This window comes from Treponema sp. (assembly GCF_017430385.1).
Classification (GTDB): Bacteria; Spirochaetota; Spirochaetia; order Treponematales; family Treponemataceae; genus Treponema_D.
On sequence record NZ_JAFRNB010000168.1, the window covers coordinates 1 to 16,811 of the forward strand.

General features: G+C 46.4%; 9 protein-coding genes, 1 rRNA gene and 1 pseudogene. 5 read left to right on the top strand and 6 right to left on the bottom strand.

Going from position 1 to position 16,811, the window contains the following annotated elements; genetic code table 11:
- From IJJ71_RS12630 to lepB, 4 genes are all read right to left on the bottom strand, one after another.
- A partial coding sequence (locus tag IJJ71_RS12630; protein WP_296847508.1) for a thiamine pyrophosphate-binding protein occupies positions 1–1,256 on the bottom strand: 1,256 nt, incomplete at its 3' end.
- A 61-nt stretch (positions 1,257–1,317) separates the two neighbouring features.
- Positions 1,318–1,427: ribosomal RNA gene (gene rrf / locus IJJ71_RS12635) — 5S ribosomal RNA — on the bottom strand.
- Between the two features lie 70 nt (positions 1,428–1,497).
- Entirely contained in the window at positions 1,498–2,610 is a 1,113-nt protein-coding gene (locus IJJ71_RS12640) for a hypothetical protein (protein WP_296847510.1), read from the bottom strand.
- Between the two features lie 107 nt (positions 2,611–2,717).
- Positions 2,718–4,469, bottom strand: coding sequence for a signal peptidase I (lepB, locus tag IJJ71_RS12645; protein WP_296847512.1), 1,752 nt, complete (start codon positions 4,467–4,469; stop codon positions 2,718–2,720).
- Positions 4,470–4,521: 52 nt separating this feature from the next.
- Between lepB and IJJ71_RS12650 the strand changes: the two genes are divergently transcribed.
- The 5 genes from IJJ71_RS12650 to purF all read left to right on the top strand — a co-directional run bounded on the left by IJJ71_RS12650 (position 4,522) and on the right by purF (position 14,642).
- Positions 4,522–6,117: a FumA C-terminus/TtdB family hydratase beta subunit gene (locus IJJ71_RS12650; protein WP_296847514.1), complete on the top strand. Its 1,596-nt coding sequence runs from the start codon at positions 4,522–4,524 to the stop codon at positions 6,115–6,117.
- Positions 6,101–6,436 carry an Hpt domain-containing protein gene (locus tag IJJ71_RS12655; RefSeq protein ID WP_296847516.1) on the top strand — a complete coding sequence of 112 codons (336 nt, stop codon included), beginning with the start codon at positions 6,101–6,103 and terminating at the stop codon, positions 6,434–6,436. The genes IJJ71_RS12650 and IJJ71_RS12655 overlap by 17 nt, the downstream gene beginning before the upstream one ends.
- A 380-nt stretch (positions 6,437–6,816) precedes the next feature.
- The gene (locus tag IJJ71_RS12660) at positions 6,817–11,622 is read left to right on the top strand and encodes a glutamate synthase-related protein (RefSeq protein WP_296847518.1); all 4,806 of its coding nucleotides are present in this window, start codon (positions 6,817–6,819) and stop codon (positions 11,620–11,622) included.
- Between the two features lie 17 nt (positions 11,623–11,639).
- Positions 11,640–13,175, top strand: a complete 1,536-nt coding sequence (locus IJJ71_RS12665) for a glutamate synthase subunit beta (RefSeq protein ID WP_296847520.1) — start codon at positions 11,640–11,642, stop codon at positions 13,173–13,175.
- A gap of 3 nt (positions 13,176–13,178) precedes the next feature.
- Complete coding sequence (gene purF, locus IJJ71_RS12670) at positions 13,179–14,642, top strand: amidophosphoribosyltransferase (RefSeq protein ID WP_296847522.1); 1,464 nt, start codon at positions 13,179–13,181, stop codon at positions 14,640–14,642.
- Between the two features lie 19 nt (positions 14,643–14,661).
- On the opposite strand, the gene IJJ71_RS12675 is transcribed toward purF, so the two are convergent.
- Together IJJ71_RS12675 and IJJ71_RS12680 are read right to left on the bottom strand one after the other, a co-directional pair.
- On the bottom strand, positions 14,662–16,407 hold the full coding sequence (locus IJJ71_RS12675; protein WP_296847524.1) for a carbamoyl phosphate synthase preATP-grasp domain-containing protein: 1,746 nt from the start codon (positions 16,405–16,407) through the stop codon (positions 14,662–14,664).
- Between the two features lie 95 nt (positions 16,408–16,502).
- Positions 16,503–16,811, bottom strand: a pseudogene (locus IJJ71_RS12680) (asparagine synthase-related protein); the annotation flags it as partial.

The following is a 16,811-nucleotide window of genomic DNA, read 5'->3' on the forward strand; positions in this document are numbered from 1 at the left end:
CCAACATCGGTCGTGACGATGATATTCTCGTTTGAAGGAAGATTCTGAATGAATTCACGAGGATTTCGGAAATTTGCCCCGCCCTTTTTGCCGCAAGTCTTTGCACCACAGCAGTCAGCGGCCGCACAGCTCATCTCAAGCTCGATCTTTTCTTTATTTTTGAGTTCGATACAAGATTTAAGCCAGTCTGCGCGAGCATTTTTATTCTCGGACAAATCAGCCTTTTTGAGGGCTTCATTGATTTTTTCAAATGCGCTCGCTGCATCCGAAACGAAACTGATGCTGCTCGACAAGATTTTGTTGATTTCAGCGGCATCAATATCAATATGAATTATTTTTGCGTTCGGACAGAAACCGTTCGGAACGCCTGCCGCGCGGTCATCAAAACGAGAACCTGCGGCAATCACGAGGTCGCTTTCATAAGCCGCCTTTCCAGAAACAAAAGTTCCGTGCATTCCGACCATGCCCAAGAAAGAAGGAGAATCACGGCGAACAACACCCAAGCCCATAAGGCTTGAAATGACAGGAATATCGCAAATCTTAAGGAATTCGCGGATATTTTTTGAAGCTTCCGGAGAATTACAGCCGCCGCCTACATACAAGACAGGCTTTTTTGCCTTTGAAAGCAAAGTGATGATATTCTGAACTACGGAAGGAATGTCCTCGTCTTTTGTCTTATTGCGGATTGAATGAGAAACATATTCTGCATAAATTCGCTTGAAAGAAGTGTCGAAATCAGAAGGAACCTCACAAAGCTCAGTCTGAACATTCCGAGGAACATCAATAAGGACAGGACCAGGACGACCGCTCTCGGCAATTGCAAAAGCAAGCGGAACAGCCGTAAGAAGTTCCTTCGCGCTTTTTACCATGACAGAATGTTTTGTAATCGGGAAAGAAAGGCCGAATGTGTCAGCCTCTTGAAAAGCGTCCGTACCGATAAGATTTGTGTTTACCTGACCGGTTATTGCTACGAGAGGAACAGAATCGCTCCTAGCATCAGCAACAGCCGTAAGAAGATTCATAGCACCAGGGCCGGATGTAGCCATGCAGACTGCGGCCTTTCCTGTGACACGGGCAACTCCCTGAGCCATAAAGCCCGCTGCCTGCTCCTGACGGACAAGAACATGCTTGAAATTTGAGACAAAAAGTTCGTTGTAAAGGGGAAGAATCATTCCGCCGGGGAGACCAAAGGCGACATCAATACCGTTCTGCCGCAAGAGATTTATGATAATCTGGGAACCGGTCAACTGTGCCATAAGAGCCTTCCTTAAAATTAGAAATGTCGTTTAAAATAAAAAGTGTATTTAAAATAAAAAAAGTTGGCAGCTTTCTACTTTCCCCCGTTTAGGAGTATCATCGACGCAGAGGCGCTTGACTTCCGTGTTCGGAACGGGAACGGGTATAACCACCTCACTATGACCACCAACGAATATAATATTACTAAAAACAAAAAAAACTGTCAATAGACTTCTGGAAGTTTCTGACAGTTTTTTGATTTTATTTATGAATGTCGAGGTTCCGCTTGTTCCATGTTGAAGGATTGTAAAGTTCAAGCTCAGTGATTTCCTTCCAGCGGTATTTTGGGAAAGTCACAGGGAAAAGCGGTTTTGGAGCATGATGCTTTCGCTTGTTGTTTTCTTCGACCGTGCCCAAGAACCATGCAGATGTTTCCAAAGCCGTGCGGTCATTTCCTTCCGGAACCTTTACAAGATAAGGCTCCCCGAATGCGACTATTCCGCCATCAGAGTCGTAAACCGCATTTTTTTCAAATTTTGTTGACTTCTGGATGTTGCGGATTTTTGTGCTTCGTCCGGTCGTGCACTGATAGACATTGCTTCCAATCCGGAGATATTTGTCCACGGAAAAAATTTTGTCATCGTCTGAAAAACTTGCCTTTGCGTAAGAATACTGCATCTCAGAAAGCCAGTAGCGGATTCGATAGATTTCTCCGTCATCGCCGACAAAATAAGAGAGAACTTCCTTCTTGAAAATCGGCTGAGAAATTGTGATTCCGCTTGCGTTTGAAGCAGCCCTGTAAAATCCTGTTGAATTTGATTTTTCTGCTGGATTTGAAGGAAGTGAGTTAGAAAGCCGCAAATCGGTGACTTCCGCACTGTCCTTAATCAAAAAGTCCATGTAAATTTTGCCATCGATTATGCAAATCGGAACAAGGACAGGAAATTTTTCGTGTGGATATTTAATCGAAAGCTCGTAAACTCCAGCCGTGAGCGAAGGATTCTCAACGATCGTCGTATACTGAATCTGAATATCCTCGGCAGGGGATTTTGTCGTATTGTTCCGGTCGCGGGATTTTATCTCTGAAAAAGAAGCTGGCTCGGCTGCCCTGTCGTTGTACCACTGATAAAAAACACGAAGAACGAGAGCGAATTCATTCTGATTTGAGAACATGACAAGCCTGTCTGTCCCCTGCCATATTCCTTGAAGCAAGCTCGGAACGCTCTCGGAAAGAACATGCTCTGTCACTTGCGCAAACCCTTCCTGCTCATTGCGAACGGAAACAACGCCCTCACCACTCCGGGTAGACTGAGCAAAAACCGAGAAGCAAAAAAAGAAAATCAAAAAAGAAAAATAAAATTTTCGTCCTAACATATAAGTTTCCTACTTTTCCGCCTTCGCAGCATAGCTGCTCGGAGACTCGTGCGTAACGAAGTGAAGAAACCTGTCTCACAGGTTTTGCCGGCTAATGCCGTCGCTCACTACCCAGGAATTCCAGCCCGAGAAACTGGCCAGAATCGGTACGATGTTCCGCCCAGAATTCTGTTGCGGTTTACATATTGCGGCTGCATATCTGTTGTGTATGTCACGCTATAATTATCGGCAGGAGAAAGCTTTGTATTCCATCTTTCGTAAGAATGACGCATATCGAGCGAGTTAAAGCGGTTGTCACCCATCATGAAATAGCAGTTTTTTGGAATGTAGCGCGGAGTGCCGTCATCTGCGTTTGAAGGGAAAACTGGCATGTTGCGCTGATCAAGGAGCATACAATAAGTGAAAAGCCGCTGTGCATCGCTCATGTAAGAATTGCGAAGCGAATCAACCATAAAATCCTCGTCGGTAAGCCCTTTGATATAAAGCTCTGCGTTTCGGAGAATGATTTTTCCGGCAACAAGCTTGACCATGAGATTGAGGCGGTAATTTGCCTCGGCATACAAGTCACCTGCGAAATCAGGATTTTTGTCGCACCAGTCAGTCATGAAAGAACTGAACCATGAAGCTCCGTTCTCGGTCGAGAGCAAAGTTGCGGCAAGGTAATTTGAGTTGATGAAAATAGAATAAATATTCATCTGCTCATCGTTAAATGTGATGCTGCCTTTTTTGGCGGTCTTAATTTTGTCGTAGTTTGATTTGAATGCTGCGGCAATTTTTTTACATTCACTGCGAGTTTCTTCGATATTGAGGTTGCGCCGTTCTTCCTCAGTCTTAATCATTTCAGCATAATCTGATTCAGAAAGCGGGAAATCATGGATTCCTTTTTTGAGGCTCGGCTTGACTGCGTTTAGATTCCATGTTGCCCAAGTTGAATCAGCTTCGACCGGCTTGAAATCAGGAGAGGCTTTTGTGCGGGCGTACAAGATTCCGTCCTGCATCATAAGCTGCTCCCCTTCAACACCGCAAACACGCTTTACGAGAGGATCTGCCTTTTGATTTCCGTTCTCATCGACATTGAGATTGACTTTTGTGAGCGTGCACATGTAAACGAGCTGAGAAATAAATGTGCGGACTTCGGATTTTCGGTCATTTGAGTAATGAGGATTTCGGAAAACCACGATGTCACCACGATTGAATTTTTTGAGATAAGGAAGACCGACATCAGAAAGCGGGAATTTCGGGCCACTGAGTGTTTTAAAGACTACAACACGATCTTTGATAAGGAATTCTGGTACCATCGACTCGGAAGGAATCTCATACAACTGAACGATGAAAATGTTGAGCAGAAGAACCATGAACACGGCCTGAACGAGTGCATCAATCCAGCTAAGGATCTCGCGGACAGTCGATTTTACAAAAGAATGATTCTTGAGATTCTTGCGCTCAGCCATCTGTTCTTCAATAAAATTTGCCCAGGATTTGCTCACCTTAGAAATATTCTTTGGGTTCAAAAAATGAAGAATAACGACAGCCAACACAGATGCCAGAATCCACAGAAGAACAGAGATTAAATCGAGTGCAAATGGAGTGCCGTTCTCACCAGCCCGTCTGAAAACGAATGAGACGAGCAAAACATACGGAAGATACTGCAAAAGTGCACGGAACACAGCGATAAAAGCAAGATTATTCTCAGCGAAAAGTTTTTTTATTGAAAAGAACGCAAGAACTGCCGTAAAAACAAGCGAAAGTGGCAGAGCAACAAGCGAAATGTCAGGATTGAAGGAAATTAAAGTCAAAGAAAAGAGTGCGGAAACTCCGGCACAAATAATAGCAAGCAAAGAAAATCTTTTTGTATTCATAAAGCTATTATATCAGATAGAGAAATTATTGTCATTCTGATATAATTTTTTCATGCAAAAAACGAACCCTCTTTCAGATTTTGATTTTATTCCGAACGAAACTTCACTTTCTGGTGTAGCAGAAAAAGCCTTTTCCCGCCTTTCATTCACTTTCACACATGAGCATCTTTCTTCTATAATAGAAGCCGCCCTTGCACCAGATGCAAGCGACAACGACCGCTATGTCTGCGCATGTATGCTCAAAAATGCACAAGTTGCCTCAAAAGGGCTTTACCCTCTCTGCCAGGACACAGGAATCGCAAATGTCTTCGGCTGGAAAAAGGGGGAGTTTTCAACAAGCAATTTATATGAAGATATCACAGCCGGAATCAAAAAGACTTATGACGAGCGAAAATTGCGATTTTCTACAACTGTTCCTGATTCATTTTACGAAGAGCACGACCCAAAAAACAATCTTCCGGCCCAAATCTCAATTTTTGACTCGGAAGCATCTCTTGCCCCAGCTCCAAGTTTTGTAAAAGCAGCACCAAAAGATTCGCTGAACTTTGTTTTTTGCGCAAAAGGCGGGGGTTCATCAAACAAAACAAGCTTCATTCAGGGAACAAAAGCATTTCTCAATAAAGAACGATTTTCCAAACTGATGGAAGAAGAGCTTGAACATTTTGGAACAAGCGCGTGCCCACCATACACAATCGCAATCGTAGCCGGCGGATTAAGCCCGGAACAGAATCTTCTCACTCTAAAGCTCGCCTCAATGGGAGCTTATGACGGCATGACCTACGAGCCGAATGAATACGGATTCCGCGACAGGGAACTTGAAGAACTTACCATGAAAATCGCAGCTGAAAGCGGATACGGAGCACAGTTCGGTGGCAAAAAATTTGCATTGAGCGCGGTTGTTGTTCGTCTGCCGCGGCACGGAGCCAGCTGCCCGATTTCTTTTGGAGTTTCATGCTCGGCACACCGCAACTTAAAGGCAATTCTCACAAAAGAAGGCTTATATCTCGAAAAGACAGTCGCAAATCCAAGTGAACTTGAAGGATTTTGCGAGGCCGTTAAATTCGCAGAGAAAAGCGAAAAATCAGAAAACAATGCCACAGAAAAACAAATCACAAGCACTGGCGACATAAAATCAATTCTCTCTTCTCTTGGGAACGCAAAACCCGGAGAGCGAATTCTTCTTTCAGGAAAGATTCTTGTCGCACGGGATGCAGCGCACGCCCGCTGGCAAAAATTGATTGACGCTGGAAAGACACTACCAGAATACTGCACAAAATACCCAATCTGTTACGCTGGACCTGCACGCACCCCACAAGGAAAAGTCATCGGAAGCTTTGGCCCTACAACAGCCGGAAGAATGGATGTGTACGCAGAAAGCCTTATGAGCCGGGGGGCAGCCCTAGTCACGCTGGCAAAAGGCAACCGAAGCAAAAACTGGACAGACTCATGCAAAAAATACGGTGCGTTCTATCTTGGAACTCCAGGCGGAATCGCGGCACTGATTGCAAGCGAATACATTAAGTCACAGGAAATTTTGGATTACGAGGACTTGGGAATGGAAGCCGTTCGTCTTGTTGAGGTCGAAAATCTTCCGTGCTTCGTAATCACAAACAAAGCAGGAGAAGATTTTTATGAAAATCTACGATAGGCAATCGGCACTGGAACTAGTTGACAACGATGAGGACTTGCTTTCGATTCTTGTAGATTCATTTTTGAGCGAAAACAAGTTTGAAAAGCCGGTTCTTGAAAACCTGATTGCAAGCGGCAAAATGGCAGAGGCAGCAAGTTATGTCCATGCCACGAAAGGAGCCGCACGCCAGCTCTGCATGGAAAAGCTTAAAAACTCCGGTCAGGCACTGGAAGACGTTCTCCGAGGAAAGACAGAAGGAAACATTTCTGAACTTGTGCAACAGATGCTCACTGATTACGAAGAAGCCCTATTTTTTCTGCGCGCGGATAAAAACTGAAAATAAAATCACAAAGAGAAGATTTTTCTTCTTGACACATTCCGCATATTTTTTCATAATATTTACATTAACGGCAACGAGGTCGTAGATTTTCTGCTTGAAATTCAGGCGTAAAGTCTACGGCCTTTTTGCTTTTAAACAAAAAAAGTCGGCAATGAAGTCGCAGAAGGTGTCTTTACGGGCATCATCTGCGACTTTTTTATTGCTTGTCTACAATTGAAACTTGCCCTGCATGGATGCAGGGACACTGCAAAGAGAGAAAATTCAAACAGCAAAGACAACGACATTTGCTGTGTTTGCCGCAAGGTAAACAGAATTTTCTCGTAAGAACCAAAAATCCACGGAGGGATTTTTGGTTCGAAGAATAGGAGAAAATAAAATTGAAGACACTTTACGAACCACAGTTTGAGCACGATTCATGCGGTATCGGAGCGGTCGTCAGCATTGACGGAAAGAAATCGCATGAAGTCGTTGAGAACACTCTTTCCATCGTCGAAAAACTTGAGCACCGCGCAGGCAAAGACGCCTCTGGCGAAACTGGTGACGGCGTTGGAATCTTAGCCCAAATCAGCCACGCATTTTTCAAAGAAGCCGCAAAAAAAGGCGAGATTTCCCTGGCTGGCAAAAAAACAGAATCTTTGGGAGACGAGCGTGACTATGGAATCGGAATGTTCTTCTTCCCTGCAGATAATTTTGAATCAGAAAAAACAAGATTCGAGTCAGTTTGTAAAAATCAGAATCTTAAATTCATAGGCTGGCGAAAAGTGCCTGTAAATGCCGAAGTTTTGGGTCAGAAAGCAAGAGACTGTATGCCAGAAGTATGGCAGGGATTCGTAGCCCGCCCAGAAAATTGCGAAAAAGGACTGGAGTTCGACAAATTACTTTATAAAGCAAGACTTTCTTTTGAAAAAGGAGATTGCGGGGGCGTTACGGGGGCGGCAGCCCCTGTAGAGGGGGTAGCGGACAAGACCGCAGCGGAGCGAGGACTTGGGAGCGAGGGGGAGCCTTCCCCCAAAAAAACTCCTCACTGCTCACTGCTCACTGCTAACTCAAAAACTTACATCTGTTCTATGAGTAGCCGAACAATCGTTTACAAGGGAATGTTCCTTGTCGGTCAGCTCCGAACTTTCTATCTCGATTTGCAGTCTGATCTTTATGACTCTTCACTTGCTCTCGTTCACTCACGATTCTCTACGAACACTAACCCTAGCTGGCAGCGCGCTCATCCTAACCGTTTTATCGCTCACAACGGCGAAATCAATACAATCCGCGGAAATGTTGACCGCATGATTGCCCGCGAAGGTGAAGTCGATACGACTGGCTCTGACTCGGCAATGCTCGACAATACGCTCGAATATCTTGCCATGAACGGAATGGACTTGCCGCTTGCAGTTATGGTCTGTATTTCTCAGGCATGGAAGCACGAGGACACGCTCAGTCAGGACAAAAAAGACTTCTATCACTACTGGGCAACTATGATGGAGCCATGGGATGGCCCTGCCGCAATTTTGTTCAGTGACGGCGATGTTCTTGGTGCTACCCTCGACCGAAACGGCCTTCGCCCAAGCCGATATTACATCACAAGCGACAATATGCTTATTCTCAGCTCGGAAGTCGGAGTTCTTGAAATTCCTGAGAGCAAAATCGTCAAGAAATCTCGTCTTATGCCTGGAAAAATGCTTCTGGTTGATACCAAGGCAAAGAAAGTCATCACAAACGACGAAATCAAAACTCATTACGCTTCGGAGCATCCTTACGGCGAATGGATCAGCCAGAATCTCGTTCAGCTTGCTTCCCTCAAAATTCCGAACAAAAAGGTTCCGGTCTCAACACAGGAAGAACGCGACCGGCTTTACCGTGCTTTCGGATGGAACTACGAGGATGTCAACGAAATGGTTCTTCAGATGGCAAAAACTGGCGTTGAACCGATTGGCTCAATGGGCGTTGACACACCGCTCGCCGCAATGAGCGACAATCATCCTAGCCTTTTTGAATATTTCAAGCAGCTTTTCGCTCAGGTCACAAACCCACCGATTGACTCTCTCCGTGAAAAAATCGTTACAGACACGACGGTTTATGTCGGAACTGACGGCGACCTTCTTAACGCAAAGGGCAAAAACTGCCATGTTCTTGAAATCCATAATCCGATTCTCACTGGCACAGATTTGATTAAAATCAAGGCACTCGACCAGAAAGGCCTGCGCACGACAACAATCTCGCTTTTGCTGAAAATTGAAAATGGAAAGTTGAAAGTTGAAAATAAGGAGGGGGAAGTCTCCCCCTACGCCTCATCTAAAGAATCGGCTACCCCTTCTGCGGGGCGCGGTTCAGGCACAGCCTTCACCGAGACTCGCTCAAAACCTGTCTCACAGGTTTTGCCCCCGCAAGCGGGGTCGCTCCCTACCCGCAACGCCCCAGTGCTAGAGACCGCTCTGGATAACCTTTTCGCTCAGATTGATTTGGCTTATGCAAATGGTTACAACATCATCGTTCTTTCTGACCGTGGCGTTGACGAAGAACATGCGTGTATTCCTTCCCTGCTCGCAGTTTCAGCTGTTGAGCAATATCTTATCCGCACAAAAAAACGCACTAAGATTTCGATTATTCTTGAAAGTGCCGAAGTTCGAAATGTTCATCAGGCAGCAATGTGCTTGGGCTATGGTGCACGGGCTGTAAATCCTTACCTTGCTCATGAGGCAATCGCTGAGCTTATCGACCAGAAGATTCTGGACAAAGATTATCACACAGCAATCAACGACTACAATTTTGCGATTATCAACGGAATCGTAAAAATCGGTGCAAAAATGGGAATCAGCACGGTTCAGTCTTATCAGTCGGCACAGATTTTTGAGGCTGTCGGTATTTCCCCGGAAGTCACCGAAAAATACTTTACAAACACAGTCAGCCGCGTCGGTGGTATCACACTCAAAGAAATCGAAGAAGATATTATTTATCATCACAACAAGGCTTGGAATCCGAACGGCCTCACAGAAAACAGCCATCTGGATTCAACAGGCTACCACAAAATGCGCCGGGGACCTGGGGCAGAAGATCATCTTTACAATCCGGAGACAATCATCGCCCTGCAGGAGTCCACTCAAAAAGGCGACTACAAGCGATTCAAGGAATACACGGCTCTTGTGGATGCGGACGAGCACCCTCACACTCTGCGCGCAATGCTCGATTTCAATTTTGACAAAAACGGCGGAATCCCGATTGAAGAAGTTGAGAGCGTTGATGAGATTGTAAAACGATTCAAGACTGGAGCTATGAGCTACGGCTCAATCAGCGAGGAAGCACACAAATGCATGGCCGAGGCTATGAATCACCTTCACGGAAAATCAAACTCCGGCGAGGGCGGCGAACAACCAGAGCGGCTTGGAACGAAATGGAATTCTGCAATCAAGCAGGTTGCATCGGGAAGGTTCGGCGTTACCGAGGAATATTTACTTTCTGCAAAAGAGATTCAGATTAAGATGGCTCAGGGCGCAAAACCTGGCGAAGGCGGTCATCTTCCAGGAAAGAAAGTTTATCCATGGATTGCCCAGACCCGTTATGCAACTCCGGGCGTAAGCTTGATTTCTCCACCACCACACCACGATATCTATTCTATAGAAGATTTGGCACAGCTTATCTATGATTTGAAAAATGCAAATCGTGATGCAAGAATCAGCGTCAAGCTCGTAAGTGAGGCCGGGGTCGGAACTGTTGCGGCTGGAGTCGCAAAGGCCGGTGCACAGGTAATTTTGATTTCCGGTCACGACGGCGGAACAGGAGCTGCCCCGATTTCTTCGATTCACAATGCGGGGCTTCCATGGGAACTCGGTCTTTCCGAGGCTCACCAGACTTTGATTCAGAACGGCTTGCGCGGCCGGGTAATCATCGAGACTGACGGAAAACTCATGAGCGGCCGGGATGTTGCGATTGCGGCTTTGTTCGGGGCTGAAGAATTCGGTTTCGCTACAGCTCCTCTTGTAACAATGGGCTGCCGAATGATGAGAGCCTGCCAGAGCGATACTTGTCCGTTCGGAATCGCAACCCAGAACGAAAAACTCCGTGCGAACTTCAAGGGTAAGGCAGAATATGTTGAGAATTTCATGCGCTTCGTAGCACAGGAACTCCGCGAATTCATGGCTAAGCTCGGAATCCGAAGCGTAGAAGAACTTTGTGGCCGGACAGACCTTCTTAAGCTCAAGGAAAAGCAGGGCTTCAAGCGGGCAAACCTTTTGGATTTGAGCAGGGTTTTGGGAAGTGAGGAATTAGGAATTAGGAATGAGGAGTTGACGAAAGAGGTTAAGTCGTTGAACGCTGCTTGGAAAGCTGAACGCAGTTTGTTTGATTTCAAGCTGGAAGAAACTCTTGATATGACGAAGTTGATTTCTGAGCTTGAAACTCCTCACTCCTCTCTCCTCACTCCTAACTATCGTATCGAGTCCACCGACCGGACGGCTTGCACCATTTTGGGTAGTGAGATTCAGAAAAAACACGGCTCTTCTATCAGCGAGGACACTTACAAGGTTCATTTTACTGGCGGAGCCGGACAGAGTTTTGCAGCCTTCATTCCGAAAGGATTGAGCGTTTATCTTGAAGGAGATGCCAACGACTATCTTGGAAAAGGTTTGAGCGGCGGAAAAATCGTTGTTAAAAAGGCGGCTGATTTTGGCGGCAAGGCTGACGAGAACATCATCGTCGGAAATGTCGCACTCTTCGGTTCAACAAGCGGCGAGGCATTCATTAACGGTGTTGCCGGCGAGCGATTCTGTGTACGAAATTCCGGGGCTACAGCTGTAGTCGAAGGAACTGGCGACCATGCGCTTGAATATATGACAGGCGGATTTGCAGTGATTTTGGGCGAAACTGGCCGAAACCTGGCTGCGGGAATGAGCGGCGGCGTTGCTTACATTCTTGACGAAAGTCACGAGGTTTACAAAAAGCTCAACCGAGAATTCGTTACGATGTACGATTTGGACGATGAAGTTACCGCTCTTGTCGAAGAAAAAGATTCATCTGATTCAAATCCTGATGTCAAAAAACTCCGAGACCTTCTTGAAAAGCATGTCAAAGAAACAGGCTCAGAAAAAGGCAAGGAAATTCTTTCCGACTTTGAGAATTATGTACCCCGGTTCAAGAAGATTATTCCGAACGATTACCTCAAAGTAAAGATTGCGGCAATGCAGGCAAAGTAAACAGGAGAAGGAAAAAAATGGGAAAGCTCACAGGATTTATGGATTATGCGAGAAAGGAGAACGGTAATTTTGCTCCACTCGAAAGAATAACAAATTTTAAGGAATTTCACCCTGTTCTTGATGACAAGGCTCGCCGTGAACAGGCTTCCCGATGCATGAACTGCGGTGTTCCGATGTGCCAGAGTGCAATAAAATTGGCCGGAATGGTCACAGGTTGCCCGCTCCACAATTTTATCCCGGAATGGAACGACGCGCTTTACAACGGTCAGTATGACATGGCGGCATGGAGACTTTTAAAGACTTCAAGTTTCCCGGAATTTACAGGAAGAGTCTGTCCTGCCCTTTGTGAAAAAGCCTGCAACCTTGAAAGGGAAGCGGTCACGATTCACGACAACGAACTTTACATTATCGAGCGTGCTTTTGCTACAGGCTACATGAAGCCAACACCGCCCCTAAAACGCTCAGGAAAAAGAATTGCCGTAATCGGTTCAGGACCTTCAGGTCTTGCCGTCGCAGACTGGCTCAACCGCCGCGGGCACAGCGTAACCGTCTACGAACGTGAAGACAGGGCCGGCGGTCTTTTGATGTACGGAATTCCTAACATGAAGCTGGACAAAAAAATCGTCGAGAGGCGAATCAAACTTATGAAAGAAGAAGGAGTTCAGTTCATCTTCAATGCTGATGTCGGACGCACTTTCTCTGCGGAAGACATTCTCAAAAATTACGATGCAGTTGCCCTCTGCTGCGGAGCAAAAAATCCCCGCCCGCTTGCTGCACTTGGTGCTGAAAAATTGCTCCCTGCCGAAAAAGGCGGATTGATGTTCGCCGTGGATTTCCTTACGACGGTCACAAAATCAGTCGTCGCTTTGAATGAAGCAGAAAAATCTTATGGCAGCGACCTTGTTATCACAAACAAAAATATCGCGCTTTCTCTTGAAAAGAAAGGCATTTTTATAGAAGGAAAAAATGTAATCGTTCTTGGCGGCGGCGACACAGGAAACGACTGTACTGGAACTTGTATCCGACTGGGAGCAAAAAGCGTCACACAGATTGAGATGATGCCAAAACCGCCAGTTGAGCGCGCACCTGACAATCCGTGGCCACAGTGGCCGAAAACTCTCAAAACCGATTACGGTGCAGAGGAATCAATCGCAAAATTCGGTCACGACCCGCGAATTTTCCAGACCACAATCAAAGAAATCTATTCAAAGGATGGAAAAGTCACAGGCGTTAAGACTGTTCAGGTCGAGTTCAAGATGATTGACGGTGTGCGAAAACTCGTTGAAATTGAAGGAAGCGAAAAAGAACTTCCTGCCGATTTGATTCTTGTTGCGGCAGGATTCTTGGGTGCGGAAGAATACTCGGCACAATCTTTTGGAACAAAACTTTCTGCACGAAACACAGTCGTAACAGAATCAGCCGAAAAATACCAGACTGAAAACCCAAAAATCTTCACGGCCGGCGACATGCACAGAGGCCAAAGTCTCGTAGTATGGGCAATCGCTGAAGGCCGGGCCTGTGCAAAAGCAATTGACGAATGGTTGATGAGGTAAATCATGGGCTTCAAAGATGAATGTGGCGTAATCGGAATCTACGGGGCGGCAAACTCCGCCTCATTGACTTATTTCGGGCTTGTCTCACTCCAGCACCGCGGTCAGGAAAGCGCAGGTATCGCTGTCAGTGACGGGGAAAAAATCTCGCTCAAAAAAGAAATGGGCTTAGTCGGTGATATTTTCAATCAAAGTGATTTTGAAAAACTGAAAGGAAATATCGCAGTCGGTCATGTACGCTATGCGACGGCAGGCGGCAGAACGATTGAGAATGCCCAGCCATTTTTAAATTCTTTTAAGCTCGGTGCAATCGCACTCGCACATAACGGACAGCTCGTAAATCATGCTGAGCTGAGGACAATGCTTGAGGACTACGGAAGCACTTTTTCAAGTTCAAGCGATTCTGAAGTCATTTTAAAGCTCATAGTCCGAAAATTCATTGAGAACGGTGGAAAGCTCGGAAGCGGAAATTCTGAGTCCGAAAAGCAGAAGATTTTTAAAAATTCTGTAATCCAGGCAGTAAAAGAAATCAAAGGCTCGTTCGCTCTCTGCATCATGACCAAAGACATGCTGATTGGTGTAAGAGATCCGAACGGAATCCGCCCCTTGTGTCTGGGAAGAATCGGCGGGGGTGTTACGGGGGCAGAAGCCCCTGTTGAAGGGGGGGTCGGTGCAACGAAGTGCAACGCAGGGGGAAGGCTTTCCCCCTCATACATTCTTGCCTCTGAATCATGCGCGATAGATGCCGTAAATGGCGAGTTTGTCCGGGATATTGAACCCGGCGAAATTGTCTTTATCCAGAAGGACGGAATTGAATCCGCCCACCTTGAAAATGCCTGCAAGAAAACCTGCGTTTTTGAATATGTCTACTTTGCCCGCCCGGACAGCGTAATTGATAATATTCCGGTACAAGAAGCCCGCTACAGAATGGGCCAGGAACTTGCTCATGAAAGCTCAGTCAAGGCAGATGTCGTCGTGGGAGTTCCTGACAGCGGAATCGGTGCTGCGATGGGATTTTCAAAAGCAAGCGGGATTCCTTATGTAACAGGAATCATCAAAAACAAATACATCGGCCGCACATTCATCGCCCCAACCCAGAAAGAGCGTGAGAACATGGTTTTCGTAAAGCTCAATGCAATTTCAAGCGATTTGAACGGGAAAAGCGTGGTTGTAATTGATGACTCAATCGTACGCGGAACAACAAGCCGCCGACTCGTGCAGATTTTGCGCAGGGCCGGAGCCAGGGAAGTTCATTTCAGGGTCTCTTCTCCGCCTGTAAAATTTCCTTGCCACTTAGGAATCGACACACCAAGCAAAAACGAGCTTATTTCAAGCACACACGAGCTTGAAGAAATCCGAAAGGAAATCGGTGCGGACTCGCTGGCCTTTATTTCGCTTGAAGGCATGATAAAGGCTTTGGGAAGCGATTCCTTCTGTAAGGGCTGCTTCACAGGCGAATATCCTGTGTAACTTGCCCCCCACCTCATGATTACAAATCGTGATTGATATCCACCAGACTTGCGTTTTCCAGACTGTATGGACTTGCCAAACAGTCTGCGAGGGCGTTGGCTGTGTCGATTGCTGTGAGGCAGTCTATGTCGCGCTCTACAGCAAGTCGGCGGAGCTTTACGCTTTCTGCAACCGGGTCACGGCCTTTGGCTGAAGTTGAGACGACATAAACGACTTTTCCGCTTTCGAGGAGTGTCATTACATTGTCGTTGTAATTTTCATGAACTTTAGCGACATATTCGACTTCCATTCCAGAACGCTCAATCGTAGCCGCATTTCCGCTCGTTGCATACAATTTAAAGCCGAGGTCGTAGAATTTACGAGCAAGTGCAGGAAGCTCCGGCAAGTCGCTTTGTCGAACTGAGAACAATATGCCAAAATTTTTGCTGTCTACAGAAGATTCGCCACATGGAGGTGGCAGTAAGCCAGTTGACCGCGAGTTTTGCCTGTCAAAACTCGTCACGACAGGAGGTCGCCACATTTTCCACCCTGCGGCTGCCATTCCTTTGAAAATCGCCTCTTCGCGAGTTTTTGCAATTCCCAGAACTTCTCCGGTTGACTTCATCTCAGGGCCAAGATGGGTGTCCACGTCCATGAGTTTTTCAAAACTGAATACAGGCACTTTCACCGCAAAATAATTCGGCTTTCGGTAAAGACCGGTTCCATATCCCATCTCGCTAACCTTTTCGCCAAGCATGGCACGGGTCGCAAGGTCAATCATCGGGATACCAGAAACTTTTGAAATGTAAGGAACTGTTCGGCTTGAACGAGGATTTGCTTCTATAATATAGAGGTCATTTTCGTAAATCAGGTACTGAATGTTGACCAAGCCCTTTGTTCCAAGAGCAAGAGCCAGATCAACCGACTGACGGACGATTTTTGCTTCAATCTCAGCATCGAACTGGCCAGGGTAAACTGCAATCGAGTCGCCTGAGTGAATGCCTGTTCGCTCGATGTGCTCCATGATTCCAGGAATAAGAACATTCTCGCCGTCGCAGATACAATCGACTTCAAGTTCTTTTCCTTCCATATATTTGTCAATCAGAACAGGATTTTCGATTTTCTGACGGAGAATAATCGCCATGTATTCTTTGACATCGGCAGAGTTGCGGGCAACAATCATGTTCTGTCCGCCCAAAACATAGCTCGGACGCATCAAAACCGGGTAAGTGATTTTTTCGGCGGCCTCAAGAGCCTCAACTTCAGTAAAGACTGTCATTCCTTTTGGCCGCTTGATGTCGAGACGGTCGCAAAGTTCCTCAAATCGCTCGCGGTCTTCGGCAAGGTCAATCGCGTCTGCACTTGTCCCGAGGATTTTTATTCCCTGCTCATCCAGATATTTCGCAAGTTTAATCGCAGTTCCGCCACCAAAGGCAACTACAACGCCAAGCGGTTTTTCGACGGCAAGCACGTTCATCACATCGACCGGAGTCAAAGGCTCAAAATAAAGCCTGTCTGCCGTGTCAAAGTCGGTTGAAACGGTCTCAGGGTTGTTGTTTACAATCGCAACCTCGTAGCCCAGTTTTTTAAGCGCACGGACGCATTGAACCGAAGCGTAATCGAATTCAATTCCCTGCCCGATTCGGATTGGTCCCGAACCAAGAACGACGATTGTGCCTTTTGAGGGAGAAGTCTCTCCCTGCGCGCCCACTTCGTTGGTCGCTACCCTCTCTCCTAAGGGGCTCTGCCCCTTAAAATCCCCAAAATTTCTTTCTCCAACAGACATAATTACCTCAAAAAAAATGGCGACACCGCTACTAAAAACGATGTCGCCATTGACGGAATATAATATATCATTTTTCAGCAAATATGTGAATAGGTTTAATATGCTTTGTCGTGAACTCCAGAAATCGCGCGGCCGCTCGGCTCATCCATGTTCTTCCATGCGGCATCCCATTCGAGGGCCTTTGCCGTGCTACATGCGACGCCAGCCTCGTGAGGAACACATTTTGCTGCGCTGTCGCTTGGGAAAAGACGGCTGTAAATTTCTCGGTAGTAATATTCCTCTTTTGTTTTTGGCGGGTTCACAGGGAAGCGGTTCTCACGGCGGGCAAATTCCTGGTCGCTAACCTTCTCCTCTGTCATTTTCTTGAGGGTGTCAATCCAGTTGTAGCCAACGCCGTCACTGAA

Excerpts from the sequence above, each read along its gene's own strand:
- IJJ71_RS12640 (WP_296847510.1), bottom strand. The coding sequence starts at position 2,610 with ATGTTAGGACGAAAATTTTATTTTTCTTTTTTGATTTTCTTTTTTTGC.
- lepB (WP_296847512.1), bottom strand. The coding sequence starts at position 4,469 with ATGAATACAAAAAGATTTTCTTTGCTTGCTATTATTTGTGCCGGAGTT.
- IJJ71_RS12650 (WP_296847514.1), top strand. The coding sequence starts at position 4,522 with ATGCAAAAAACGAACCCTCTTTCAGATTTTGATTTTATTCCGAACGAA.
- IJJ71_RS12655 (WP_296847516.1), top strand. The coding sequence starts at position 6,101 with ATGAAAATCTACGATAGGCAATCGGCACTGGAACTAGTTGACAACGAT.
- IJJ71_RS12665 (WP_296847520.1), top strand. The coding sequence starts at position 11,640 with ATGGGAAAGCTCACAGGATTTATGGATTATGCGAGAAAGGAGAACGGT.
- purF (WP_296847522.1), top strand. The coding sequence starts at position 13,179 with ATGGGCTTCAAAGATGAATGTGGCGTAATCGGAATCTACGGGGCGGCA.
- IJJ71_RS12675 (WP_296847524.1), bottom strand. The coding sequence starts at position 16,407 with ATGTCTGTTGGAGAAAGAAATTTTGGGGATTTTAAGGGGCAGAGCCCC.